Here is a 26,237-nt window from a genome sequence, read left to right as displayed (position 1 = left end):
ATTATTATTCAGAAATTTCATTATAGATGAAAAAGTTGATATTAACCATTGACAGCGCCACTAATGTTGTATTAACCTATATTTGTATAATACAACATAATACAAGTTTGAGGAAGGTGTTAAAGATGGAGCGCAAAATTGTGATTGCTTCACACGGAAATTATTCACAGGGTTTAGCACATGCTGGCAATATGATATGTGGAGATCTTCCTTATGAATTGGAAGCGTTTACTTTACTTCCGGGAATGTCTGCGAATGATTTTGTGGAGAAACTTGAAAAAGAAATATTATCAGATATGAGTGCAGAAAAAGAATATGTTATTTTGACAGATTTGTTTGGTGCGAGTGTTTGTACTGCGATGTGCCAATTATTGAAATATGAAAATGTAAAGGTTTTCGCTGGTATGAATTTAAATTTATTGTTGATGATTTGTATCGAGTATAGGCAAAAAATCGGAGAGAAAGAAGCACATGAAATTGTAGAAATGGCACGAGAAGGTATCCGTTATGTTCAATTAGATCCTGTAATCAAAGAAGAATTCTAATTATGTGGAGGGAATTATGAGAGATAGAAACTTTTTAGACATGTTTCAACAGAAAAAGGTTATCTTTGGCATGCTACATTTGAAAGGAACCTCAGCGAATGATGTAATGGAAAGATTGAAGAGGGAACTAGACATTTATGTAAATAATGGATTGGATGCTGTCATTATCGAGAACTATTTTGGTACGTATAAAAATTTAGAACAAGGATTGGAATATATAGAAAAATGCAAATTGCCTATTCCTTATGGTGTAAATTGTTTAAATGTCGATCAAATGGGATTTGAATTAGCGAAAGGATATGCAGCAAATTTTGTACAACTAGACTCTGTTGTTGGACATGTACAACCTAGAGATGAGGAAACGTTAGACGCCTTTTTTGCTAAATGGAAGCAAGATTATTCAGGACATATTTTAGGCGGAGTACGTTTTAAATATCAACCGGTACTATCAAAAAATACTGTAGAGCAAGATTTAATAATTGCACAAGACCGTTGTGAAGCGATTTGTGTTACGGGAGAAGCAACTGGGCAAGAAACTTCAACCGAAAAAATTATCAAATTTAGAAATGCTCTAGGCAGCTTTCCACTCATTATTGGTGCGGGGGTTACTCCTGAAAACATGAAAGAACAGTTTAAATATGCGGATGGCGCAGTTATCGGCAGCTATTTTAAAGAAAAACATTTAGCAGAAGAAGAAGTTTCAATTGAAAATGTCAAAGCAGTAGTACAAACAGTAAATGATATACGGAGGGGCTTAAATGATTAAATTAGTCAGAGTAGATCATCGATTATTACATGGACAAGTCGCATTTTCATGGACAAAAGTATTGGGAACAGATTGTATTTTGATTGCGAATGACGCAGTTGCGAAAGATTCTTTACGCATGTCAGCTTTACGCATGGCAAAACCCGAAGGAATAAAATTGGTAATGAAGAGTGTAGAGGATTCTATAACAGCTTTAAATAGTGGGGTAACAGACAAATATAAATTATTGATTCTTATAGAGTCTGTAGAAGATGCGCATCGATTATCTGAAAAAGTAGATGTAATAAAAATGATTAATTTAGGTGGTGCAAAATTAATCGAAAACAAACGACAAATTTCTAAAGCTTTTTCAGTTTCTGAAAAGGACTGTGAGTTACTACGTAAAATGAATGATAAAGGAATTCGACTGGAAATTCAAATGGTACCTGATGAGCCCGCTAAAGATGTGATGGATTTAATTTAAAAAGGAGGCGCGTGGCATGTTGACACAAACGTTGCTTATCTTTTTAGTAGCGGTTTTAGGTTATTTAAACAGTTTTTTCGGTAGTATTATGATTAATCGACCAATTGTAATGGGAATGTTAGTGGGGCTTGTTTTAGGAGATTTGACAACAGGGATTAAAGTAGGGGCTTCTTTAGAGTTGGTTTGGTTAGGAGTGATGGCTATAGGAGCAAGTAACCCACCAGATATGGTTTCGGGGTCTATTATTGGAACATCGTATGTGATTGTGACACACTCTAGTATAGCAACAGCAGTAGCATTAGCTGTTCCCATTTCAATGTTAATGCAAATGTTATGGAATCTATTAATGATTGTTTGGATTCCGTTATTGGTTGCAAAGGCAGATAAATATGCGAAAGAGGCGAATTATAGAGGAATTGATCGCATGCATTACATAGCTGTTTTTAGTCAGGCAGTGTTGTTAGCTGGGTTGACTTCTACCGGATTCTATTTTGGTTCAAAAGCTATCCAGTCTTTTGTAGACACAATACCTGATTTTGTGAATTCGGGCTTAAATTATGCAATGGGTATTATTCCAGCAATTGGATTTGCATTGTTAGTTAAGATGATTGTGAACAAAAAGACGGCTTGTTTCTTATTTTTGGGATTTTTATTAGTCGCATATTTAAAAATAAGTGTACTTGGCGTAACAGCATTTGCTTGTGTATTAACTGCTATTTTGCTATTTAATACAGGACATTCATCTTCAAATAATCATGTTCAGGAGGTTATTGATGATAATGAATTCTAATTCAGAAAAGTTAACGAAAAAAGAAATACGAAGAGTCATTTGGCGTTCTTGTCAATTAGATGCTTCTTGGAATTTTGAACGCCAACAGAATTTAGGATATTCCTATGCAATGGTGCCAGTTATTAAACGTTTGTATAAGAATGATTCGAAAAAAGCGCAAACTGCATTAAAAAGAAGTCTTGATTTTATGGCCATTACTCCGCAAGTATCACCGTTATTAATGGGGATTAATGCAGCGATGGAAGAAGAAAACGCAAATAATCCAGAATTTGATGATTCCGCCATTACAGCAGTGAAAACATCGCTAATGGGACCACTAGCAGGAATTGGCGATTCACTAATTGTCGGAACGTTACGGATTATTGCGACTGGTGTAGCCATTGGGTTTGCATCAAAAGGAAATATAATCGGTCCAATTTTATTCTTGTTATTATACAATGTGCCAGGTTTTTTACTTCGTTATTATGGTTTGAATTTTGGTTATAAATATGGGGCTTATTTTATTACAAATGCCGAAAAAACAGGCATTATGGATAAAGTCACATATGCGGCGAGTGTTGTTGGTTTGACAGCAATAGGAGCTATGATTGCAAGTTATGTTCAATTAGATTTATCCGGAATTATGATAGGTAGTGGGAAATTTGCGGAACCATTGACGAAATACTTGGATATGATTATGCCGGGGCTCGTTCCTTTAGCTGTATTTGGAATAATGTATTGGTTAATTGGTAAGAAAATAAAAACGTCAAATTTGTTGTTGGGCACTGTTTTTGTATGTCTGTTTATTAGTTTTTTGATTAGCTTATTTTAAAGAAAAACCCTAGAGTAGTATTATCCTCTTTATGTAGATAGTATAAAAAACCATCTATTCATGATGAAATACAGATAGTTGGAGGGCACAGCCATCAAGTTAAGGCTATGTATAGTTTTCACCAAAAACAGCTACCCTTTCATGGAGTATCCATGGAAGGATAGCTGTTTTTATGTCTTCAATAGAAAAACAGAGACCACATGGGAATTGATTGATATAGAAAGCATTTCAAGATAATGAAAAGAGGGTGAATATTTGGAGTTCTCTCAAGAATAGATTGGATTCCGTCAAAAACAAAAAACACGTTTGATAATCTATAAATTAACAGAGTCTGAATATACGAAACGATTAGAATGGCACAAAAAAAGAGGCGCATACCTAAATACGCAAATGGTATCAACCTATTTATTACAAATGCATAAGAAATAGATATGACTGTGAGTTTGAAATAAAGTCACGATGTTTATAATAAAGTTGCGATGTTCTAAAGTTTATTCAGATCCTGTTTTACAGGTTCTTTTTTATTTAACGAAAGGGGCAGGTTAGCCGTACAAGTTATAAATTTAATGGTTTAAAGTTATAGAGCATTTCTTTGAATGAGGAATGCTTTTTATTTTTGCTTAAAACAAAAACCTACAATAAAAATTTCATTCAAATTAATAAAAATTTATTGTTAAACGATAAAATATATATTAAAATCAAAATCAGAATAAATAAGTGAGGTGCTTGTTATGGAAAAAGTAACAACGCTGTTTTTAAAAATAGCCGTTATTCTTTTAGGAGTCCCAGTTCTTGCTCTGTGCATCTTTTTGGTGCCTGAGATGGCGAATCTTGCAGCAAAATTGCTCCCAGAGTTTACTTTTATAAAATATCTCGTTTTCATCGCTTTTGATGCATCGGCGATACCTTTTTACTTTGCTTTGTATCAGGCTTTCAAACTCTTACGCTATATTGACAAAAATAAAGCTTTCTCCGATTTATCTGTAAAAGCTTTAAAGAAAATCAAATACTGTGCCATCACAATCAGTATTTTGCATGTGCTAGTTTGGCCGCTCTTCTATATTTTTGCGGAAGTAGACGACGCGCCAGGAGTTATCTTTGTCGGATTGGTTGTTCCTTTTGCTTCGATGGTTATCGCAGTCTTTGCGGCTGTTCTCCAAAAACTTTTACAAGAAGCAATTCATATCAAATCAGAAAATGATTTAACGGTATGAGGTGAATAACAATGACAATTATAATCAATATTGATGTGATGTTAGCAAAAAGGAAAATGAGCGTAACAGAACTTTCGGAGAAGGTTGGAATAACGATGGCGAACCTTTCTATATTGAAAAATGGAAAGGCAAAAGCGATTCGATTATCCACTTTAGAGGCAATTTGTAAGGCTTTAGAATGTCAGCCTGGAGATATTTTAGAATACAAAAGTGACGAAGACAGTTAAACATATTGAGGAGATTTAATATAACAATTATTAGGGGAGGTATAACGATGGACATTAACAATTTGATTATTGAAAATATTGCTAACCCTCATGAGCTGGAGAGAATGTATAGAAAAGACCCGAAAACTTTTAAAAAATCATTCTCACACGCATGGGAACAGAATCCAGATTCTCAGGTTCTTGGGGTTTGGTATGAAAGATTGCATTTCAAGGAGATGGCAAATACAGAAAAACCTTCCTTGTTTCAAAAAGGTTTCTTATTCATGGGTATTTTAGCCATTCTGGCCGGGATAAGCACCAGGATCATTTTCCATTTTGTCGAACAGGAAGCAATTGCTCCAATTAACCTAGCTTTTGGTATAATTCCCTTTATTGCTGCCTATTTTGTTTACAATAATACTCCGAAAAAAAGTGTTATTTATTCTCTTGCAGCGTTGTTCCTAATTTCCGGGTTTTATCTTAATATGCTGCCATTAAATTATAAAGACAGTATTATCCTTGCTTATTTACACCTTCCCATATTCTTATGGGTATTGGTAGGGCTTGCATTTACAGGAAATGAATATTCAAAAGGCAGTACAAGATTAGCCTATATTAAATTTAATTTGGAATATGGTATTCTCTACGCCAGCATGGCAGTTAGCGGAATGGTACTAGCAGGATTAACCATGCAGTTATTTAGCTTTGTTGGCTTGGATATAAAAGACTTCTATTTTAGTAATGTCGTTTTATTTGGTGCTGCCGCTCTCGCTATTGTGGCTGCATACTTGGTATCAATGAATCTTAAACTCGCTAAGAATATTACACCATATATAGCTAAAATTTTTAGTCCTCTTGTCCTGGTCACATTGTTGGTCTATCTTATAACGGTTATATGGGTCGGGAAAAATCCATTTATGGACCGCAATTTCCTGATAGCCTTCAACGGAATACTCTTTGGTGTATTGGCCGTTACTATATTTTCCATTACCGAGAGAGACTCAGACGATAAAAAGAACATTTCAGATTATATAAATTTTGCTTTAATTGTTCTTGCGCTTATCATTGATAGTGTGGCTTTGTCAGCCATCGTGTTTAGACTTTCTTCTTATGGGATTACGCCTAATAGACTTGCTGTTTTAGGAATAAACATACTTATCTGGGCAAATCTAATTTGGATTATGTTCTCCTATATGCGTTTTCTACAAAACAAATCTGGACCTTCAACTATCCAAGATGCCGTTACTAAGTATTTGCCGGTCTACGGAATTTGGGCAGCTTTCGTTATATTTACTTTTCCTATCATTTTTAATTAGAAAGGCTTTGTTCATGTAACGAAAAGGGCATTCCTAGTATTATAAGGGATGCCCTTTTTACTAAACTATAGGGTATTTTGTTAGAACTCAAATTGTAGAATCATTTTACTGGTTTGACCTGTAAACTTATAATTATAGGACCCTTTTAGGCTTTTTAATTCACCGGTAGCTTTGATGATTGTTGCCGGAGAATCTAGATTTCCTTTATCAAAAATTCCTTGCTCTATGGCTGTAAATGTCCCCGGTTTCCCCTTGTAAGTTCCTTCGAAATGCAGAAATCCAGAAATTTTAGAAGTAGCCAAGTGACCATCATCTACGTTTGAATCTAAATAATATAATAAATATTCAACAAAAGCTTTTCCTTTTAATTCACCATCAATATCATATTCGACATGGGCAATATTAATAGGGAATCCTTTTCTAGTGTCATCGACTGGCTTTTCATCCCATTTGCTTACTGTAAATGTTACCTCCATACGCGTAAACCTCCCTTCATTATTAGATGAGTAATCTACCTCAATTATAACACCTAAAAATTACCATAAATAGTGATGTCTCATAGGAGTGTTTTTATTTATTGTTCTTTATTAACTTTGTAAAGTATTACACTTAAAGTAACGGGTGCTTTTCTTCAATAAGATTTGAATAATGATCTTTAATAATCGGGTGCGATTGTTGAACAGCAATTAAAAGGGCGATATATATAATATGTATCACCCTTTATTTTGTATGATTTTTTACGATAAAGTCATTGTTTCGTTTTATCTTGCGAATTATAGAAGCTATTAGCGATCAATCACTATTCGTTATCATCTTGTTCTACAATATTTTTTACTTTTGTGATAAGGATTAAGTTTATGAATCTTTTCTTATAATATATGGTCCTGTGTTGGTGCTATAGAAACATATGAATGCTCTTCATAACCCCCTCCCAAGCCCCTTACAACCCCCTAGCAATAAATAAATCACTAAAAAGAAACAAAATAAAAAACAAAAAAATAACTACAAGCATTTCTTCGAAGTAAAAGTAGTCGTAGTCATTTTTTTAAAAATGTAAAATAACCCCGCCAAAATTCCTTCTTCATCCCTATATACATCATGGAACCACAAATTACATATGTTTCATTAAGGGAATGGGAGGAATACAGATGGCAGTATACCGTAATGTGCAGGTGAATTTTTGGCAGGATGATTTTGTTTTGGATTTAACGCCGGAGGAGCGCTATTTCTATTTGTATTTGCTGACTTGTTCGAAGACGACGCAGTGCGGGATTTATTCGCTACCGAAGCGTTTGGCTGAGATGGAGACTGGTTATAACCGGGAGACTGTTGAGAAGTTGCTGCAGCGCTTCGTTGATTATGGAAAGATTTTGTATGATGCGGAGACGAAGGAGTTATGCATCCTAAATTGGCTGCGTTATAACCCGGTTACGAGTACGAATGTGGAGAAATGTGTACTACGTGAGTTGAAAGGTGTGAAAAGTGAAGAGTTTGTTAAGATGTTTCTCCGGAAGTGCTTGGAGGAAGAGGTGAGTATTCCGCTACTTTTAGAGCAATTTGGTTCACCTTATGATGTGTCTGATATTGTTACAGAGGAGCTGATTGATCAGTATAAAATAGAGGAACAAGGTGAGGAAGAGGAGGAAGAAACGGGAAACGGTGTTTTTCTGTTTTATGAACAACATTTCGGTAGTTTGTCGCCTTATGTGGCGGAAGAATTAAGTGAGTGGATGACAGATTTATCGGAGGAGCTTGTGTTAAAAGCGCTTCAGATTGCGGTTGAAAATAATAAGCGGACGATTGCTTATGTGAAGGGAATTTTGCGAGAGTGGCATAGAAAAGGCTATATGAAGCTGAGTGACGTGGAACAAGCAGAAGTGAAGTTTCGGAAGAAGGAGCCGCCTAGTATGCAAGAGACGGAGAAGTTTTTGGCGGAGTGTGAGGAATGGGAGAAGAATACGCCGTCTGAAGAAGAGTTGCAGAAGTTCTTACAAGAACATGGGTGGCGGCCGTGAGCATTCAAAGTATCGAGGCGGAACAGACGGTATTAGGTTCTTTATTAATTGAGGGAGAATTGATTCAGGAATGCCGGCTCACTGAATATCATTTTTCTACGGCGGTGCATCAAACGGTATTTCGGTTCATGCGAGAAATAGAGGAAAGTGGTCAAAAGATTGATCTTGTTATGCTCGTTTCTAAGATGAATCCTGACTTTTTGAAGCAACTTGGCGGGATGGAGTATTTCGTAAATATAATGGAGAGTGTCCCTACTACAGCTAACTTCTCGCATTATGAGGGGCTTGTTCGGAGTGCGTGGAAAATGAATCAGGCGGGCAGTGCAGCGCATAACATGTGTGAACGGCTTCTTGCGGAGAAAGATGAGAAAGTAATCGGTGAGACGATTACTGCGCTTTGTAAACTAGAAGAGGAGGATTGTACGTTAGATTTTGATTTGAAAGATAGGTTAGTAGACTTGTATGAAGAGCTCTATCAAGATACAGAGGAACTAATGGGCATTGAGACAGGTTTTTCAGCGCTAAATAAAATGACGTGTGGCTTGCAGGAAGGTGACTTCGTTGTGATTGGGGCGCGGCCTTCGATCGGAAAGACGGCGTTTGCTTTAAATATTGCGCTTCATGCGGCGAAATCGGATGCGGCAGTTGGATTGTTTTCTTTAGAGATGAGCAATAAGCAATTGCTGAAACGAATGCTTTCTTGTTTGGGCGGTGTATCAGGAGAACGGCTGAAAAATCCAAAGCATCGTTTTACGATAGATGATTGGGGGAAAATGAGCCAGGCATTTGCGGAAATTGGAGACTTGCCTATGGAAATTTACGATAAGGCCGGCGTTACAATGCAAGAAATTTGGATGCAAGTGCGGAAGTTGAAGCGAAAGTATGAGGATAAAAAGCTGCTTGTGATGATTGATTACTTGCAGCTGATTACAGGTGATTCAAACTATAGAGGAAACAGGTTTCAAGAAATGAGTGAAATCTCTCGTAAACTGAAGTTAATGGCGCGCGATTTAAACGTGTGCGTTGTAGCGCTGTCACAATTGTCCCGCGGGGTGGATTCACGCCAAGATAAGCGACCGTTTTTATCTGATCTAAGAGAGACTGGACAAATTGAACAAGATGCGGATTTGATTATGCTTATGTACCGAGAGGATTATTACGATAAGGACACGGAGTATAAAGATATTACAGAAATTCAAATAGCGAAGCACCGGAATGGGCCTGTTGGGATGATGAAATTGCAGTTTTTGAAGGAGTTTGGGAAGTTTGTGGAGGAGATAAGTTCTTCAAAAAAAGATAGAATTCAAAGGGAATATTGAATTTTATTTTTTATCATTTTAACCGAGAAGCCCCCTCCTCTAAACGAAGTGAAGATAGGGGTCTTCTCGTTTTTTTATTTTTAAAGAAAATGTCTCTTTTTTTCATGGAACATACGTTTGGTTTGGTGTATAATGATCTTATCAAATAAAAGAAGGTGAGGACAGGTGAAGAAAGCATATTTTTCGAAACGGATCTACAAGATAGATGTACCGCATGAAATGGTAGATGCATTGGCAGAGACAATCGAAACATTCAATCAGGCAAAACGTTTTGCGTTTCAAACAATCGTTCGGGAAAAACGTTGGAACCGTAAGTTGTATACAGACAGCCTTCATCTTGTTCTCAAGCGGAAATATCAATTGAATGATTACTATGCAAACAGTGCGGCGCAAGAGGCAAAGGCGTTGTTTACAGGTTTAATGGCATTACAAAAACTATATGACAAGCAAACGCAAGAGAAGCTTAAGAAACTCAAGAAAAAGTTGAAACAAGAACGGACAAAACTAACAAATCTTCGCAAAATCAAACACAGTTGTGTGAAAGGAGCGCTGACGTTTCCGAAAAACACCCGCTTCGAGAAGCACAACAACCTCATCTCCTTATCTCGTAAAAAAGACACCTTAATTTGGCTAAATGAATATTTGTTTGAACACCAATACTTAGATGTTCAAATGAGAAGAATTCAGGCGAAAATCGGTCATCTCACTCACAGACAATCCCGTTTAACACAAAAGCTTTCATCCGATCAAACGCATATTCCAAGCGCAGTATTTGGAAGTAAAAAACTGTTTCGCTCGCAATTTACAATCCGCGAATTTGTACGTAACCATGACAAATGGAAAACAATATTTTCTCGTGCTCGAAATAAACAACTGATCCTATCTGGTCGGAAAGATGCCAAACATGGCAATTTTGTATTTCAGTATGTGCCCGAGACAAAAGAATTGTGGATGACGGCAAGTTCTGGGAAAACACTTATGTTTCCAGCTGTTACGTTCCCGTATGGACAAGAAATGATTGAAGAAGTAATCACAACCCAACTACAGTGTAAGAATAAGAAAAAGTATGGTAAACCGATCTCATGGTCTGTGGAAGACTATGATTCCTATTATATTGTGAAATGTTTAGTCGATATACCGGAAAATCCACACACGAATTACAGTACATCAGATGGTGTCATCGGTGTAGATTGTAATCTTGAGCATTTTGCTTGGGCACATGTAACGAAGGATGGAAATTACAAAGGAAGTGGTTCCCTCCATTTTTCGATTCTAGGTAAATCCACCGGACAAATCACAAAAATCATCGAAGTGGAAGCGATTCGCTTAGTAGACTTAGCGGAGCGGTATAACAAACCAATTGTACTAGAGAAATTAGATACGACCCAATCAAAAACAGGGGATCGTTACGGAAATAAGAAAGCAAATCGAATGAAGAGTATGTTTGCTTATAAGAAGATGACAAGTGCAATTCTGAATCGTGCAGATAAAAGAGGCGTGGCTGTCTTTCAAGTGAATCCCGCTTACACTTCGATTTCCGGAAAGATGAAATATATGCGGAAATTCGGTATCTCTATTCATCAATCCGCGGCCTTTACAATTGGTCGCCGGGGATTAGGATATAAAGAAAAAGTACCTCGGGTGATTCAACCTTATATTCTAAAGAAAGACGCGCACCACTGGAGTCATTGGCATCAATTAAACAATCGATTGGATATTCGCACACATCATTTCTATCAGCTATACGATGTAGATCAACCAAAAGAAGTCTTGCAAATCGAACGGTTACACTTGTTTGAAAATGAAAAGAAAAAACTAGAGAAATTGTTTGCATAAAGAAAAAGAACACTTTGTCCCAGATTTTTACGCTTATTACCAGAGCAGATAATAAGTCTAGGAACTGGATGCATGACAAAGTGTTCTAGCCTCGATATAAGAAAAAGTAGTTGTACCTATTGTGTTTGCCTTTCGTTGGAAGATAGAATAGGTCGTCTTGCATACAGACACTACCGAACTCTATATCGTTGTATCCTCTTTGTTGAACGAGAGGAACTGTTTTTGTGAGGGCAGAGACAGGAGAATCCCCCACCTCAAGCTCTTGTAGAGGTATGTGAGGGTAGTTCAATGGAATCAGGAAAATAAGAAATACTTTGAATGGCACTATCATTATCATAGAATAACAAATTAAACGATATAATAAACCATAACTAACTAGTAAAGAAAATATATTATAAAAAAATTATAAAGAATATTTAGTAGTAAAAAGGTTCCGTAATGAATGGATTATCCATTTGTTACGGGGCCTTTTTTAGTTTTGAGAATGTTGTATGGGATATTTTCTTCAGATAGCGTAAGGAATATACGGATTTACGCAATAGATTATTCACTTTAAGTGGAATTTATATTTATATAAGGCAGTTCCTACTATTCTTACACCAGAACAATAAAAAAGAGCATTACGAGTGCTCTTTTTTATTTAGGAAAGTGAGTGCATAGTTTCCTATTTTCTTATTTCTGCCTCCCAATCACAACCCCACTCACCATATACAAAACAGAAGCAATATAAAAAATACTGCCAATTGTTAAGAAGTCAACTAAATATCCTGTTGCAATAACAGCTACTGCACCACCAATGGAAGTCCATACGTGGTATTTTCCTATTTCATAGCCTGCTTCTTTGCTTTCTACTTTTCGGGCAAGTGATGTTTTTTCGGTGTTTCGTTGCACGGCACCTAAGCAGCCCATCATAATTTGCAAAATGTAAACGTGCCAAACTTCTGTAGCAATCGGAAAAAGGAGCATTAATACTGCCATGGACCAAGCGTATATAATTAATAGCTTTTTATCTCCAAATTTGTCAGAGATCTTTCCGATTAGTGGATAGAATAAAGCGGAAGTTAATGCAAATAAGCCATATGCCCAGCCGAATTGAGAGAAACTATCTCCAACATTTCGAAGCAGCAGTATGTAAAAGGGGAATACCATACTGCCGGCCATCATGATGATACTTTGTGAAGCTACAAATCTTTTATATGTCATTCGTTGTACTCCTTATAAAATAAATTTACAAAACGTTCTTGTGGATCAAATTCTTTCTTCTTTTAAAGAAATTCGTCTATACGAGGATATGCCTGCTTAAGCTGTTGCTTCGTTGGATAAGAATAATAAGGTAAATAATAACTTCCATCGTGTTGTAAAGTAACATCTATCATCTTTTGTAGGATTGTTTTCGTTTTCTTTATTTCACTTTCAGAACGTCCTTGATTAATAAGGAGCACGAGCGCAAACATATCATCTTTTGCATAGGATAAGACTGCATTCTCATTTTTTTCTACATAACGGATTGTAATGTTAAGAAGGTTTAATTCTTCTTTATTTAATGCATTTCGCAAATCATCTATATACGCTGTAAAGTGATCAATCGGTACGAAATATTCTTGTAAAACTTCTGTGCGATTTGGATTTTCATATTCCATAAAAGTACTATCTGATCGCATGACGTTATTTCGCGTTTCATATGTTCCATTTATGCGTTCAATGTAGTTTCTTTGTATATCCCAAAACGTATTTTTTCCCCAATCGCTATATCTTGATAATCCGAGGAAAAGTTTTGGCGCCGCAATAATAGTTTCTTCTTTTAGTTCGCTGTATTCTTCCCGTTTATTTTGGTTCGCTGCTAATACATAATCTGTCACATACATCTCTTTTAAAAATGAGGTTGGAGCTACGGAAATACGTGCTAGGTGCATGCGAACATTTTCGTCCTTTGTCACTTTCTCTTTAAAATATGATGTGTATTCCTTATAATCTAGCGTTCTCGTTTTCATTTCATATAGTTCGTCTTCCGTTAATTTAAGCGTTACGTCTAAAATCACGCCGAATAATCCGTAACCGCCAATCACATAAGGAAACAAGTCAGCATTTTCTTCTCTGCTTACATTGTTAACCGCACCATCTGCCGTTAACAATCGAAATGATTCTACTGTATCAATGAGTGCTTCATGACGAATATCACGTCCATGTACATTTACACTCAGCGAACCGCCAACTGTAAAAATATTTTGAGACTGCATCACTTGAACAGCAAGGCCATATGGATTTACTTTCCTTTGAATATCATCCCACGTCACACCGCTTTGTACGCGAATTCTCTTTTTCTCTGGATCAAAATCTAATATTTTGTTATATCCTTTCATATCAAGCACTGTACCATTTGGATAATAAGTCTGTCCGCCTTGGCTATGCTGCATGCCGGCAATTGAAATCTTTTCACCTGAAGCACTTGCATCTGTAACGAGTTTCTTTAATGCTTGTTCATCCGCTACATTTTCAACCCGTTTAATTTTTGTAGGAAGCAGTCTACCTACATCACTCATAACAGGGTTAGCGATCTGTTTTGTATATGTATAAATAGAGGCTGCGCATAACAAGCCATATGCAGTAATACCTATTATTATTGTTCGTTTTTTCAACATGCACTCTCCTTTTTAGTTGTTATGTATATATGAGATTTATATTATATCTTTTTATACAACGAAGGAAAATAGTGTAAGAAAACTCCTTCTTTGAAAAATACATAACATCTTTCAGACATGTATATAATTTACTAATGCTATATTCTTTCTTTTCAACATAATATGACAAAAAGGTGTCATTCAATTTGTTATGATTGTTTTATAAATCTTACATTTTGGGAGGTTTAGGATGAATAAAAAACTGGTTTTCGGTTTGCTAGTAGGTGTTGTAATTGTATGTATCGCATTTATTGTTATGATTGGAAATATGAGCTTCTTTACTACGACAGAAAACGCAACAACAAGTAGCGAAAATACGTATACAGAAGCGGAATATAATAAATTAGTAGATGAGCATGTTAAAGAAAAAGACAAACTAAAAGAGGATATTTCTGCACTAGAATCAAAAAATAAAGTTCTTGATGCAGAAGTAAAGAAATTAAAAGAGGAGTTGGCGAAGAAAGAACAAGCAAGCGCCCAAACTGTAACGCAAGAACAGCCTAAGAAAGAAGAACCTCAACCTACAGGTGCTTTTGCGAACCCAGTGAAAAGCATTGATAAGGCTAGTGCGATGAATAAAGTGAAAGAAAAAGCGAAACAAGATTTTCCGAATGATTATATGACGCAGAACTTCGTTGCTGATGAACAATCGAAAGCTTTCGATTTCCTAAATGGTGTTGAAATTAAGTCACAAGAGGAATTAAATGTGATGAAAAAAGCAATAGGCGATTTTCCGAATGATTTCATGACGGCTAAGTTTGTATATGAGGAACAAATGAAAGCGAAGAGTAAGCAAGGATAATAAAAAGGTCCCTTAACAAATGAATGTTAAGGGACCTTTTTTGTTGTAAGAGGGGGATTTACTGTACACCACTCTCCAAAATTGAAAATGTCTTTCTCTCACAATCTATTTCTGCCATTGCGCCATAAGGCAAAATAAACTTCGGTTCTGTATGACCGAAATTTAAATTATAAAGAATTGGCAAATCTTCTAAACCACATTCTTTCATAACCGTTACAATTTCTTGTTTATATTCTTCATAATACTTCTCGTCTTTCGGTTTTCCGAAAATGATTCCATTTATGTTTTGTAAAATGCCTTGCGCTGCATAGTTTCGTAACCAATATCGTATATAAGATGGGTCTGGTTTGTCTTCAGATGTTTCAAAGAATAGGATGCTATTATCCCAATATTTTTTCTCAGGCCAAAGTACGGTTCCTTTTGCGAATTCCAGTACTTCAATACACCCTCCGATTAAGCGACCTTGTACGATACCTGACCCTTGTAGTAGTTCGTATCCAGTATTTTTCTGCACAGTGCGACGTGTATGTTTGTTCGATTCAATCCACAGTAAACGTTCACTCGTCCATTCTGTAGCGTGCCCAATTTCACCAATCGGTTCAGTTGAAAAAAGAGTACGATTCACCATTTCGATTGTATATGGATCCATCTCAATATTTTCAGCAAAATCGGTTAAAATAGCTGGGCCGTAAAAAGAAGAAATGCCAGCTTTATGACAAAATAAATGTGGAATGGTCACATCTGAAAAGCCCATAAACACTTTTGGATTTTCACGTATAACGTCAAAATCAATATAAGGAAGCAGGCGAATGCTATCTTCACCGCCAATATTTGCAATGATTCCTTTTATACTTTTATCTTGAAATGCCGTCATTAAATCTATCGCACGGGCTTGTGGGTTCTCATAAATATAATCTGATCCTTTCAAACTATTGGGCATAGGTACAACGATAAGACCAAACACTTCTTCTAATCTCTTTACCCCTTGTTCATAACGCCACATTATTTCTGGATCGCCTGCGCCTCCCCATGAAGGACTAATGGTTGCGACGCGATCACCTCGTTGTAATCTTTTTGTTTTTTTTAACATCGTAACTCCCACCCTTACATCATTTGATTCACTATATGATTCGTATAGTTGAAAAACATAGTATATGACCTTTTCTACATAATCGGAAAATTACCTGCTATGATGCGAGGGTGGGGCGAAGTAAATATTGTAAATAGTAGAGTTTTGACTTCTAGAACTCTTTTTCTAATTGCACTTAGGCATGTGGCGATTTCCCTAGCAACAGATTATGTAATTCAAGTAAAAGTCGCCCTGTACGTTCTACATTCATCGGATTTCCACTTTGCGCTGTATATTCTTCGAGTCTCCAAGATGGTAAGTCTTCTCCTTCATTTGGTAAATCATAATCTCCACCGCATGGATCAGAGAGGCGATATAGTATTTCATTCATAGCGGATCTAGCTATCCAGTACGCAAACAATCCTATCTTTTCAGGAGGAATCCCTGCTTGGACCATTTCTTTTACGATTAAATCGTCTGAATTGGGATTTGCTTGTTCATTCGCACGTTCAACTGAGCGTTGAACCCAGTCTTCGCTGTTATGTAAATAAGAATCTAATGTTTCTTGTAGTGGCCTTAAAAAACGAAAGCTAGCAAGAACAGCTTCTTTTCCTTCTATCTCATCTCTCGCCCAATATTCAGGTGACTCCACGCCGAATTCTTTTAATATTTCGGTTACAGTTTCTTTCGTAGGTTCTTTTTTTAATTCTTCTAAAAGGGGAATTAAATGATCCTTCATAAATCAACATCCTTTTTATGGTGATTATAACCTAGAACATGTTAAAATGACCACATATACAAACGATAAAAAGAGAATAAGGAGAGTCAGGAACTTGAAGAAGAAGGCATTGAAAGGTTTATTATGGGGGACAGGATCGATAGTGGGTGCTTGCGCGGCATTTATTACGTATGTGGCAATTACGGATGTGAAGCATAAGGATGTTGAGCAGTTGAAGGTGGCAAATAATAACGAGCGCGTTCTTAAAGTTGGAGAAGAGTTTAAGGCGACAACGTTTAATATTGGCTACGGCGGTTTAGATAAGGATCAAGATTTTTTCTTAGACGGAGGGACGGGTTCACGCTCTAGTAGTAAAGAGCAAACCGAAAAGAATATCGGCAATATGGTGTCTTTCTTACAAAAGGAAGATTCTGATTTTATTTTAGTGCAAGAGATGGATGAGAAGTCGCTTCGTTCATTTGATGTGAATGAGTATAAGGCGTTTCAAGATGGACTGAAAGGTTTTGCGTCTACGTTTGGTTATAACTTTAATGCGCAGTGGGTGCCGGTGCCGATTAAGAAGCCTCACGGATATACGAAAAGTGGACTTGGTTCGTTCTCAAAATATAAAGTAGAAGAAGTGACGAGATATCAACTTCCTGGAAGAGAAATGTGGCTTCGTCAATTATTCGAATTAGATCGAGCGATTGTTGAGCATAAGATTCCAGTTGATAACGGGAAATATTTACGAATGGTGAACGTTCATTTATCTGCATATGATAAGGGCGGAAGCATTAGAAAGCAACAAGTTGAGTTTTTGAAAGAGTATATGAATAAGCATTATAAAAATGGCGATTATATCGTGCTTGGCGGAGACTGGAATCAGCTATTATCTGATGTGCAGTTACAAGATCCGAAGTTTAAAGAAGAATGGCCAGAGTGGTTAGTACAGCTGCCAGAAGATTTCACTGATGGTGGGTTCCAGTGGGCTGTTGATGATTCTGTTTGGACAGTTCGTGATAATGTGAAGAGTTATGTTGAGGGTGAGAACTTTGTTACGATTATCGATGGATTTTTAGTGTCTCCAAATGTGGAGATTGTGAGCGTACAAGGGCATGATTTGAAGTTTGAAAACAGTGATCATAACCCGGTTAGCACAGTGTTGAAGTTAAAATAGTAGGGGAAGACAACGAGCTGAGATTGCAACGTATGAAGGAAACTTCCAAGTAAAGATGACAAATGTTGTCCAATAGGTGAAATAAATCACTGAAAACGTTTGATTATAAAAGAGTTTTTACAATAAAAGGGTCCATCACTATCCTTCGGCATACGGGAAGGAACGAGTGATGAACCCTTTTGTTCTATAATTCTATGTTCTGGTCGCCACGTTTTTCTAGGTTTTTGGCAGTTTTACTTTGGGCAACATCCTTTTGGTTTTTAAAGGTACCCATGAGGAAATCATAGGCTGGATTTGTAACACCATACCAGTAATCTTCATTTTTGAAATGATGCCATAAATGAACCTTTTTCATCCAACGGCCCCATGGAGAGATTGGCTGAAGGGGGCGATGGGCGATATAATGCTTCCACTCATAAAATAATAAAAAGAGCATGATACCTGCAATAAATGCGTTTGTAAGTACAAAGCTAGATGAAAAAAAGTAAAAAATGCCTGCTACAATTGCAATGTTTGGCAGACTATACCATAACGGTAAAAATAATAAATGTAATTCATTCGGATGTGTATGGTGGTCATAATGCAATCGTTTCAGCATTTTTAAAAAAAATGCATTCTTTGGCGGCTTTAGATGAAAAAGAAACCTGTGTGTAACATACTCAGCTAAGGAATACATAATCATTCCTAGAATAAAAGTACCCCAAATTACGATAGAAGTTAGATGTGGAATCATAAATCCAAAGCTAATGAGGAATAGACAGCTCATGATTAATATATCAGGGTAGAAAAAATATTCTTTAAGATATTTCACTTTCATTTATAACGCCTCCAGTTTTCTTTATTTTTTTCTATCTTTCCAGAGAGCCAAGCTTTTCGCCAGTGTTGTCTTAGATAATCTTTCCGCTTCCGTTGCATCGCCCTTTAATGCAGCTTTTAATAATTCGTGGTAATAGCTCAAGGACAAGGCGCGATGCTCTTTTACAGAAAAATATCTTTTCGCCATATCTACATAAATGGAATCGAAGCTATTTAAAATAAGTAGAAAGATCGGATTGATAGCAAGGCCAGCGCAACTTTTTTGCAAATCCCAATCAAATGCTGCATAGCTTTCTGCACTATCTTCAAGCTGCTCTAGATTGGCAAGGAGAGCAACCACTTTAGGTTGATTAAACGTAACAGCATCACGCATATAAGTCGGAGTCAACGAACTTCTAAATTCTAATAAGTACATAATAAATTCATCTGTAATGGTATGATGATTCTCAACAATATTAATAAGTGTCGTTAAATTCCCTTTGCTCCAATAATCATTAACAATCGCAGGCATTCCTTTTCTCCCTGTTATCCATCCACCCCTTCCTAAACGTTGAAGTGCCTCCCGAATAGTTGGACGACCAACGCCAAATTCTTTTGCAAGCTCTCTTTCCGGCGGTAAAGTACTTCCTATAGAATAAACACCAGCCAATATGGATCTAATTAATTCATTCTCAATTTTATCTGAGGAGCGTTCCTTTTCTTTCAAATCCTCGTCCCCTTTATTTTTTATGGTAATACAAGTTAAAGATAGTGGTAATACCAAAATTATATATCCGATTTGAATTTTCTGTCAATAATGAGGGGTGAATTTTTATAAGTACTGATTGTAATGAATGAAAATCATGTTCTGCTCCATTTTTTTAACTGCACAAGTTACTTCAAAACTTACAAAATTATTTTTATCGTTTTCCAAGCCTAGTGATTGTTAGCTTCGTGGCAATGGGGTACTACTAATATAAAGTGAAAAAGCTTGTTTACATACGAATGTTGATTACGGATGCTGAAAATATTTTGGAGGGACAACGATGACTAATCTTCGTCAAAAGATGATGGCAATAATAGTAGCGCTAGGATCGTTAAGTACAGGAAACATAATGAACGATAACGAGGTAAAAGCTGAGGTGCAACAAGTAGAGCAGCGACCGAAAAATGTCATTATGCTGGTGATGGATGGGACAAGTTCCTCAGCTGTAACATTGGCTCGGTGGTATAAAGGCGCACCGCTTGCGCTAGATCAAATCGTATCAGGGGGTGTTCGGACTTATTCGGCAGAGTCAGCTATTACCGATTCAGCGCCGGCAGCAACAGCTTTAGCGACTGGCAATAAAACAAATTCAAATTATGTGGGCGTATTACCTTCTGTTGTGAATTCACCTGGTGTAGCACCAGTCAAAGAAGAAGACAGGGGTCGTCCAGTTGCCAACGTGTTAGAAGGGGCAGAGCGCTCAGGACGCGCAACAGGAATGATTGCGACATCGGAAATTCAGCATGCTACTCCGGCTGGTTTTTCTGCTCACCATGTTATTCGCAAAAACTTTGACGTGATTGGTAAGCAGCAAGTGTATCAAAATATAGAAGTTGTATTAGGCGGGGGAAAGGCAACCCTTCAGCCAGCGGCAAGTAATGGAACACGGAAAGACAACGAAGATTTAGTAAAAGTAATTCAAGACAAAGGATATGACTTCGTAGAAACAAAGGACGCTCTGTTAAACTCTACATCCGATAAAATTTGGGGCGCGTTCTCAAATACTGCACTTGCGTTCGATATGGATCGTGAAGCAACGAATCCGAAGCAGCCAACACTTTCTCAGATGACAGGGAAAGCAATTCAAACATTATCAAAAGATAAGGATGGCTTCTTCTTATTTGTAGAAGGCAGTAAGCCCGATTGGGCAGCGCATGTTAATGACCCAATTGGGATGATTAGCGATGTATTGGCATTTGATGATGCAGTTGCAGAGGCGTTACAGTTTGCGAAAAAAGATGGGAACACGATGGTCATTGCTTTAGCGGATCATGGGAACAGTGGTATTTCCATTGGTAATAAAAATACGACAAAAGGGTATGATACAACGCCGGTATCTGCCTACATTGCTCCGCTGAAAAAAGCAAAAATGACACTTGAAGGTGCGATAAGTAAACTAAAAGATGATGTATCTAATGTAAAAGAGGTAGCTGCACTTTACGGTTTAGACGATTTAACTGATGATGAAAAAGAAAAGTTACAAACTGCAAAAAAGAAAAAAGATGTAGGTTCAATCCTTGTGAAATTGTTAGCTAACCGCGCGAACATCGGTTTTACAACAGGTGGTCATACGGGGGAAGATGTATTCTTATACTCATACGGCCCCGGGAAGCCATGCGGTTTCGTCCAAAATACGGACATTGCGAATACAATGGCTAAAGCAATGGGCTTTCACTTAGGAGAATTAACAAATCAATTATTTTTAGATGCTAAGTCAGCTTTTAAACAAATTGGCGCAACTGTAACAATCGACAATACTGATAAAGCAAACCAAGTGCTCGTAGTAAAAAAGAACAACGTGAAAGCGGAGTTGTTTATGAATAAAAACATCATTCGTATCAATGGAAAAGATTATGAGTTAGGAAGCATTGTTGTAGAGAGTAATGAGAAGTTCTATGTACCTAAAAAGGCAGTTCATTTATTCTCAAAATATTCCAGGTGAAAGAAAAGGTACTCAGAGGAGTGCCTTTCCTTTATGTACTAGATGTGCACAGACTTCTCGAAATGAAGAAGGAGGAGGAGAAATTCTCTCGCTTTTTTGATGGAAATTCGCTTGGTTAAAGTTTCACTTTATAAACATTTGTTATAATATTATTATATTAATAGGATAAAAAAATATGTTTTTAGATGTATACATAATAGGTGAATACTCATGAAAGAAAAGGGGACAAAATGATGGGTACGAAAAAAACAGTCGCAATCTCTACACTCGCTTTAGCAATGATAGCAGGAGCTGATACTAGTTATGCTGAAACTCCAGATGTGGCCAATATACACGATTCTATCAAACAACATGCAGAAGAGAGAGAAGCAGAATTAAAACAGGCGAAACAAAATGTGGAAGAGAAAGTAGCGGAAGCGAAGCAACATAGAGAAGAGAGAGAAGCAGAGTTAAAACAGGCGAAAGCAAATGTGGAAGAGAAAGTAGCGGAAGCGAAGCAACATAGAGAAGAGAGAGAAGCGGAGTTAAAACAGGCGAAAGCAAATGTGGAAGAGAAAGCAGCGGAAGCGAAGCAGTATAGAGAAGAGAGAGAAGCAGAGTTAAAACAGGCGAAACAAAATGTGGAAGAGAAAGTAACAGAAGTAAAGCAACATAAAGAAGAGAAAAAAGCCGAATTACAACAAATGAAAGAAAATGTAGAAAAGAAAGTAACGGAAGTAAAACAAACGAAACAAAATATAGAAACGAAACTAGCAGAGTTAAAGCAGATGAAAAAAGATGCGAAGGCGAAAATTTCTGAAGCGAAGCAACATAAAGAAGAGATAGCATTGGATTTAAAACAAATGCACCAGACACTCGAAAGTAAACTAGCAGAATTACGCCAGGCAAAACAAACGCTAGAAGAAAAAATAGTAGAGTTAAAACAAATGAAGCAAACGCTAGAAAATAAATTAGCGGAATTAACACAGTCGAAGCAAACTGTATCAGAAGATAAAATATTGGAATTAAAAGAAACGAAACAAAATGTAGAAGATAAACTAACGGAATTAACACATACAAAACAAGATGTCGAAGCAGAAATAGAGGAATTACAACAATCGAAGCAAACTGTAGAAAATAAAGTAACAGAATTAGAAACGAAGAAACAAACGAATGTGCCTCTTAACGTGGAAAATGATAAAAGAGAACTTCCTAACGCCGGGGGAGCAGAGTCTCATACAACCGCTCTAGGAATGTTATCCATTCTAGCGGGATTTGTATTAATGATGCGAAACCGAATGAAAAAAATGTTTTAGTAAAGTGTGTGGATAGAAGTAAGAACAAGAGAGAATGAAAACTATTTTTTTGCAATCATTTATATTTCTTTTATACATCTATATTTAAAAGGAGTGTTTCATAAGCCAAATCTTTGGCTATGAAACACTCCTTTTTTGTTTTGTAGATGAATAGGCTGAATGATTCTAGTTTGAAGAATCGGAACCATCACCGCCGGCGTCCGAATCGTGATCAACACTTTCGTTTTCACTGGCACTTTTCATAGATGCAGTAACAAAAGATGCTGTCATCACGGCATTCATCCAATCTGCCTCGGCATCTTTCGTCGTGATAGGAGAGTCTTTATGCCCTGCTGGATCTGTTGTGGAAGAATGTTTTTTTAGTTCTTTTTCAACAGAACGATGATGTTTCGGCTTTTTTCCGAAAATCTTCATGAGTATTAATAAGATGAAACAGACTATGGATACGATAAAGATAAATAAAATGAGGTATAAAAATAAATTTAGTATTTCTGTCATATGTATACCATCCTTTCTTAAGGGATTGTTCATGTTTTAAATAAAATCTTATTATACATTATTTCTTTGTTTGAAATGAAAAGAATGTTCTTTCGAAAAATTAATTTTAGTGTAGAAACACAGACCCTAAGAAAAACCTGATTTTTTCCTAGGCTAAGGATTATCGGCTTGATTTATGTTAAACATCGATTCCATGGAAGATATAAATAAATTTGAATAGATCCTAATTCATTCCCACTGTATTTTAATGGTGTATTAATGGTATTTTATTTGTTTTTCATCCCTTTAATGTACCGTTTTATTGAAGGGGTGATTCATCATGTACCGACTTGAAAAAGCGGAATAACCTATTTGTTTCGATAAAAAACAAGTTGGCATGATAATTGCAAAGTTATTATTGTAAGTGGTAAATGCTGATGAACACGTATCTTGTATGTAAGGAAAAGGGGGAAGAGAAAAAATGAAAAAAAGGCCAAGCTTGTTGCAAGCTACTGCTCCAATTTTTGCTATTCTACTTTTATTGGGAATCGGCTATGGCGTATTCCATTTAAAGATAGAACCGTTATTGATCATCGCCGTTATTGTAGCTGCAGTCCTCGGGAAAGTTTTGGGAGTTTCATGGGAAGAAATGCAAGAGGGAATCGTCGAGAAAATTGCAAAATCCATGTTGGCCACTTTGATTTTGATTACGGTTGGTGCATTAATAGGAACGTGGATGTTTTCTGGAACCATTCCAATGATGATCTTTTATGGAATTGAGCTGATCAATCCTAACTACTTATTCGTAACAGCCTTTTTAGTGACGGCTCTCATCTCCACTTTTACGGGGACATCATGGGGGTCTGCTGGGACGGTTGGGGTAGCGATCATGGGGATTGCGATGGTACAAGGTGTATCGCTACCAATCACGGCAGGAGCAGTTGTAGCGGGTGCCTTTTTCGGCGACAAGCTTTCACCGCTTTCGGATACGACGAATTTGTCTCCTGTAGTAGCAGGAAGTAATCTTTATGAGCATATTAGGCACCTGCTGTACACGACAATTCCGGCTTCATTAATAGGCTTAGTCGTTTATTTTATTGTCGGTTGGTCGACTTACACAAGCAATGCGTTTGACAGAGAGAAGATTGAGGCTATGACGTCCGCATTAACGGCCATGTTTCACTGGAATGTACTGCTGATTGTTCCTGTTCTCATTGTCCTTGTCGGTTCAATCAAAAAGTATCCGACCATTCCAATTATGATCATTTCGTCTATTACGGCTATCATACTAGGGGTGGTTGTCCAATCGATGTCACTGGAAAATGCGTTTTTGGCTACTGTTCAAGGGTTTAATGTCAGCATGGTAACAGCAGGCGGATTCGATCCCGCAGCGACACCTGAGGCAGTGCAGAAGCTTTTAAACCGTGGTGGAATGAGCTCAATGATGCAAACGGTCTTGATTGCTTTTTGTTCGTTTGCATTTGCAGGTGTTATCAGTAAAATCGGATGTTTAGAAGTTGTACTGGAGAAACTTAATGAAAAAGTGAAATCTACGGGAAGTCTAGTTTTAACGACCGTATTGTCTTGCGTCATAATGGCCATTACGACAGGAAGTTCGTATTTGGCGATTTTAATTCCTGGTGAATTGTTCAAAGACGCCTATGCACAAAGGGGGCTGCACCCGAAAAATTTATCAAGGACGTTAGAAGATTCCGGTTCGATCGTTGTTTCGCTCATACCTTGGTCGATGGCAGGTGTCTATATGTCCAGTACGTTAGGTGTACCGGTTATTGAATATTTACCATGGGCAATTATGTGTTATCTTGGATTCATCATAGCCATCATTTATGGGTATACAGGTTTTACGATTGAAAAAATCAATAGTTCCTCAAACGATAAAACGGCAAACGAAAACATCAGTTGAGGATATTTACAGGAGGAATTATGTTGTTAAAACTGATCAAAAATACGGAACTTTACACACCGCAATACGAAGGGAAAAAGGATATATTAATAGCAAATGATCGTATTGTGAAAATAGAGGATGAAATTAATATAATCGGCGTTGACATTCAAGTGATTGAGGGTGCCAATACAAAGTGTATACCCGGAATCATTGATCGTCATGTTCACATTACGGGTGGCGGTGGTGAAGGAGGCTTCTCGTCAAGTACACCTGAAGTCCAAATCAGCACAGTCGTTCAACAGGGCATCACAACTGTTGTTGGATTATTAGGTACAAATGATTTGGCGAGGAATACCAAAAACTTACTGGCCAAAGCGAAATCGCTAAGAGAAGAAGGGCTGAATGCCTATATTTTGACAGGCGGTTACGGCTATCCACCGAACACCATCACGGGGGATGTAAGAGATGACATCATGTTTTTTGGCGAAGTGCTTGGTTTGAAGCTTGCCATTGAGGATCATCGTTCTTCATACGTGACGAAGGAAGAACTGAAGAGATTGGCTGCTCATGTTAGAGTGTCATCCATGCTATCGAAAAAGCCGGGATTCATTCATTTGCATATGGGGGACGGACAAGGACTATACGAGATGATTTATGAGCTAATAGATGAAACAGATTTGCCTATCAGTCTTTTTAGTCCTACTCATATTAACCGAAATGTACGTCTATTGGAGGCTTCCATCGATTTTGCCAAACGCGGCGGTCTGGTCGATATTACATCCAATATCAATTTGATGACGGAAGGGAAAACGGTAACACCGAGCAAGGTACTTATGTATTTACTCAATCATGGAGTTGACATCAATCGAATCACCATTAGCTCCGATGCAAATGGAAGTATGCCTGTTTTTGATGAAGGCGGCCAATTCATCGGTCTTGAAGTCGCAGGCTTCGAACCAACTCTACATACCTTGAGAGAATTGGTCAATCAAGAAGGGCTGCCGCTTGATAAAGCGTTAAGGCCGTTCACGATCAATCCGGCTAAAGGATTGGGTATTGGTCATGAGCGGGGCGTCATTGTAGAAAATGGATATGCCGATCTTGTTTTGCTGGACGAAAAGTTAAATGTTCGTGATGTGTTTGCAAGCGGAATTCCATTTGTGAAAGATTATGAGGTTATCAAAAAGGGAATGTTTGAATAAGAGCTTTGAAAGAGAGTGACTCAAAAGGTGAAAAATTATTCTTTTGAGTCATCTCCTTGATAGGACCCGGTGTGTGAAGTCTGAGAAAATGCCTAATTCTATTGATAAAAACATTTCCATCCGTCTATT

At 37.2% G+C, this 26,237-nt stretch carries 24 protein-coding genes and 2 pseudogenes; 18 read left to right on the top strand and 8 right to left on the bottom strand.

Annotation, left to right across the window (positions count from 1 at the left end; genetic code table 11):
* Positions 1-125 precede the first annotated feature (125 nt).
* The 9 genes and pseudogenes from CN373_RS10700 (at position 126) to CN373_RS10660 (ending at position 6,111) form a co-directional block, all read left to right on the top strand.
* The gene (locus CN373_RS10700; protein ID WP_000439994.1) at positions 126-545 is read left to right on the top strand and encodes a PTS sugar transporter subunit IIA; all 420 of its coding nucleotides are present in this window, start codon (positions 126-128) and stop codon (positions 543-545) included.
* A 16-nt stretch (positions 546-561) separates the two neighbouring features.
* Entirely contained in the window at positions 562-1,311 is a 750-nt protein-coding gene (locus tag CN373_RS10695) for a BtpA/SgcQ family protein (protein WP_001205635.1), read from the top strand.
* Complete coding sequence (locus CN373_RS10690; RefSeq protein ID WP_000594181.1) at positions 1,304-1,774, top strand: PTS sugar transporter subunit IIB; 471 nt, start codon at positions 1,304-1,306, stop codon at positions 1,772-1,774. The genes CN373_RS10695 and CN373_RS10690 overlap by 8 nt, the downstream gene beginning before the upstream one ends.
* Before the next feature lie 16 nt (positions 1,775-1,790).
* The gene (locus tag CN373_RS10685) at positions 1,791-2,564 is read left to right on the top strand and encodes a PTS mannose/fructose/sorbose/N-acetylgalactosamine transporter subunit IIC (RefSeq protein ID WP_098359279.1); all 774 of its coding nucleotides are present in this window, start codon (positions 1,791-1,793) and stop codon (positions 2,562-2,564) included.
* The gene (locus CN373_RS10680) at positions 2,548-3,375 is read left to right on the top strand and encodes a PTS system mannose/fructose/sorbose family transporter subunit IID (protein ID WP_000605762.1); all 828 of its coding nucleotides are present in this window, start codon (positions 2,548-2,550) and stop codon (positions 3,373-3,375) included. The genes CN373_RS10685 and CN373_RS10680 overlap by 17 nt, the downstream gene beginning before the upstream one ends.
* A gap of 183 nt (positions 3,376-3,558) precedes the next feature.
* A pseudogene (locus CN373_RS25845) lies at positions 3,559-3,791 on the top strand (IS4 family transposase); the annotation flags it as partial.
* Positions 3,792-4,106: 315 nt separating this feature from the next.
* Positions 4,107-4,589 carry a DUF2975 domain-containing protein gene (locus CN373_RS10670; RefSeq protein ID WP_000416979.1) on the top strand — a complete coding sequence of 161 codons (483 nt, stop codon included), beginning with the start codon at positions 4,107-4,109 and terminating at the stop codon, positions 4,587-4,589.
* A gap of 11 nt (positions 4,590-4,600) precedes the next feature.
* Complete coding sequence (locus CN373_RS10665; RefSeq protein ID WP_098359278.1) at positions 4,601-4,816, top strand: helix-turn-helix domain-containing protein; 216 nt, start codon at positions 4,601-4,603, stop codon at positions 4,814-4,816.
* 47 nt (positions 4,817-4,863) lie between these two features.
* Positions 4,864-6,111 (top strand): DUF4153 domain-containing protein, encoded by a 1,248-nt coding sequence (locus CN373_RS10660; protein ID WP_098359277.1) that lies wholly within the window; start codon positions 4,864-4,866, stop codon positions 6,109-6,111.
* 80 nt (positions 6,112-6,191) lie between these two features.
* Here the strand turns inward: CN373_RS10660 and CN373_RS10655 are convergent, their stop codons facing one another.
* A complete protein-coding gene (locus CN373_RS10655; protein WP_000454107.1) occupies positions 6,192-6,587 on the bottom strand; it encodes a DUF3224 domain-containing protein in 396 nt (131 codons plus the stop codon).
* Positions 6,588-7,259: 672 nt separating this feature from the next.
* On the opposite strand from CN373_RS10655, the gene CN373_RS10650 reads away from it, so the two are divergent.
* From CN373_RS10650 to CN373_RS10640, 3 genes are all read left to right on the top strand, one after another.
* A complete protein-coding gene (locus tag CN373_RS10650) occupies positions 7,260-8,126 on the top strand; it encodes a DnaD domain-containing protein (RefSeq protein WP_000312047.1) in 867 nt (288 codons plus the stop codon).
* On the top strand, positions 8,123-9,445 hold the full coding sequence (dnaB, locus tag CN373_RS10645) for a replicative DNA helicase (protein ID WP_000027409.1): 1,323 nt from the start codon (positions 8,123-8,125) through the stop codon (positions 9,443-9,445). The genes CN373_RS10650 and dnaB overlap by 4 nt, the downstream gene beginning before the upstream one ends.
* A gap of 165 nt (positions 9,446-9,610) precedes the next feature.
* The gene (locus CN373_RS10640; RefSeq protein ID WP_098359276.1) at positions 9,611-11,281 is read left to right on the top strand and encodes an IS200/IS605 family accessory protein TnpB-related protein; all 1,671 of its coding nucleotides are present in this window, start codon (positions 9,611-9,613) and stop codon (positions 11,279-11,281) included.
* A 672-nt stretch (positions 11,282-11,953) separates the two neighbouring features.
* On the opposite strand, the gene CN373_RS10635 is transcribed toward CN373_RS10640, so the two are convergent.
* Positions 11,954-12,484: an MFS transporter gene (locus CN373_RS10635; RefSeq protein ID WP_000221454.1), complete on the bottom strand. Its 531-nt coding sequence runs from the start codon at positions 12,482-12,484 to the stop codon at positions 11,954-11,956.
* A pseudogene (locus CN373_RS10630) lies at positions 12,481-13,920 on the bottom strand (FAD-binding oxidoreductase). The gene CN373_RS10635 and the pseudogene CN373_RS10630 overlap by 4 nt, the downstream one beginning before the upstream one ends.
* A gap of 229 nt (positions 13,921-14,149) precedes the next feature.
* Between CN373_RS10630 and CN373_RS10625 the strand changes: the two are divergent.
* Positions 14,150-14,761: a hypothetical protein gene (locus CN373_RS10625; protein WP_098359275.1), complete on the top strand. Its 612-nt coding sequence runs from the start codon at positions 14,150-14,152 to the stop codon at positions 14,759-14,761.
* Between the two features lie 58 nt (positions 14,762-14,819).
* On the opposite strand, the gene CN373_RS10620 is transcribed toward CN373_RS10625, so the two are convergent.
* Both CN373_RS10620 and CN373_RS10615 read right to left on the bottom strand, forming a co-directional pair.
* Positions 14,820-15,851 carry a S66 family peptidase gene (locus CN373_RS10620; protein WP_000914982.1) on the bottom strand — a complete coding sequence of 344 codons (1,032 nt, stop codon included), beginning with the start codon at positions 15,849-15,851 and terminating at the stop codon, positions 14,820-14,822.
* Positions 15,852-16,026: 175 nt separating this feature from the next.
* Complete coding sequence (locus CN373_RS10615; RefSeq protein ID WP_098359274.1) at positions 16,027-16,569, bottom strand: hypothetical protein; 543 nt, start codon at positions 16,567-16,569, stop codon at positions 16,027-16,029.
* A gap of 94 nt (positions 16,570-16,663) precedes the next feature.
* On the opposite strand from CN373_RS10615, the gene CN373_RS10610 reads away from it, so the two are divergent.
* Positions 16,664-17,725, top strand: coding sequence for an endonuclease/exonuclease/phosphatase family protein (locus CN373_RS10610; protein ID WP_000725798.1), 1,062 nt, complete (start codon positions 16,664-16,666; stop codon positions 17,723-17,725).
* Between the two features lie 184 nt (positions 17,726-17,909).
* Here the strand turns inward: CN373_RS10610 and CN373_RS10605 are convergent, their stop codons facing one another.
* Both CN373_RS10605 and CN373_RS10600 read right to left on the bottom strand, forming a co-directional pair.
* Entirely contained in the window at positions 17,910-18,542 is a 633-nt protein-coding gene (locus CN373_RS10605; protein ID WP_000865651.1) for a sterol desaturase family protein, read from the bottom strand.
* A 21-nt stretch (positions 18,543-18,563) separates the two neighbouring features.
* Positions 18,564-19,247, bottom strand: a complete 684-nt coding sequence (locus tag CN373_RS10600; RefSeq protein ID WP_098359273.1) for a GntR family transcriptional regulator — start codon at positions 19,245-19,247, stop codon at positions 18,564-18,566.
* A gap of 319 nt (positions 19,248-19,566) precedes the next feature.
* Between CN373_RS10600 and CN373_RS10595 the strand changes: the two genes are divergently transcribed.
* Positions 19,567-21,228, top strand: a complete 1,662-nt coding sequence (locus CN373_RS10595) for an alkaline phosphatase (RefSeq protein WP_000183424.1) — start codon at positions 19,567-19,569, stop codon at positions 21,226-21,228.
* Positions 21,229-21,461: 233 nt separating this feature from the next.
* Positions 21,462-22,523 carry a cell wall anchor protein gene (locus CN373_RS10590; protein WP_240519105.1) on the top strand — a complete coding sequence of 354 codons (1,062 nt, stop codon included), beginning with the start codon at positions 21,462-21,464 and terminating at the stop codon, positions 22,521-22,523.
* Between the two features lie 165 nt (positions 22,524-22,688).
* Here the strand turns inward: CN373_RS10590 and CN373_RS10585 are convergent, their stop codons facing one another.
* Complete coding sequence (locus CN373_RS10585) at positions 22,689-23,021, bottom strand: hypothetical protein (protein WP_000136069.1); 333 nt, start codon at positions 23,019-23,021, stop codon at positions 22,689-22,691.
* Positions 23,022-23,481: 460 nt separating this feature from the next.
* Between CN373_RS10585 and nhaC the strand changes: the two genes are divergently transcribed.
* Positions 23,482-24,924 (top strand): Na+/H+ antiporter NhaC, encoded by a 1,443-nt coding sequence (gene nhaC / locus CN373_RS10580; RefSeq protein ID WP_098359271.1) that lies wholly within the window; start codon positions 23,482-23,484, stop codon positions 24,922-24,924.
* A gap of 20 nt (positions 24,925-24,944) precedes the next feature.
* Positions 24,945-26,108 (top strand): beta-aspartyl-peptidase, encoded by a 1,164-nt coding sequence (iadA, locus tag CN373_RS10575; RefSeq protein WP_000924804.1) that lies wholly within the window; start codon positions 24,945-24,947, stop codon positions 26,106-26,108.
* The last annotated feature ends 129 nt before the right edge of the window (positions 26,109-26,237 follow it).

This window comes from Bacillus cereus, assembly GCF_002561295.1.
GTDB classification, from domain to species: domain Bacteria; phylum Bacillota; class Bacilli; order Bacillales; family Bacillaceae_G; genus Bacillus_A; species Bacillus_A cereus_S.
Note: the sequence above shows the minus strand (reverse complement) of the source record. Positions and strands in the feature narration are given on the sequence as shown.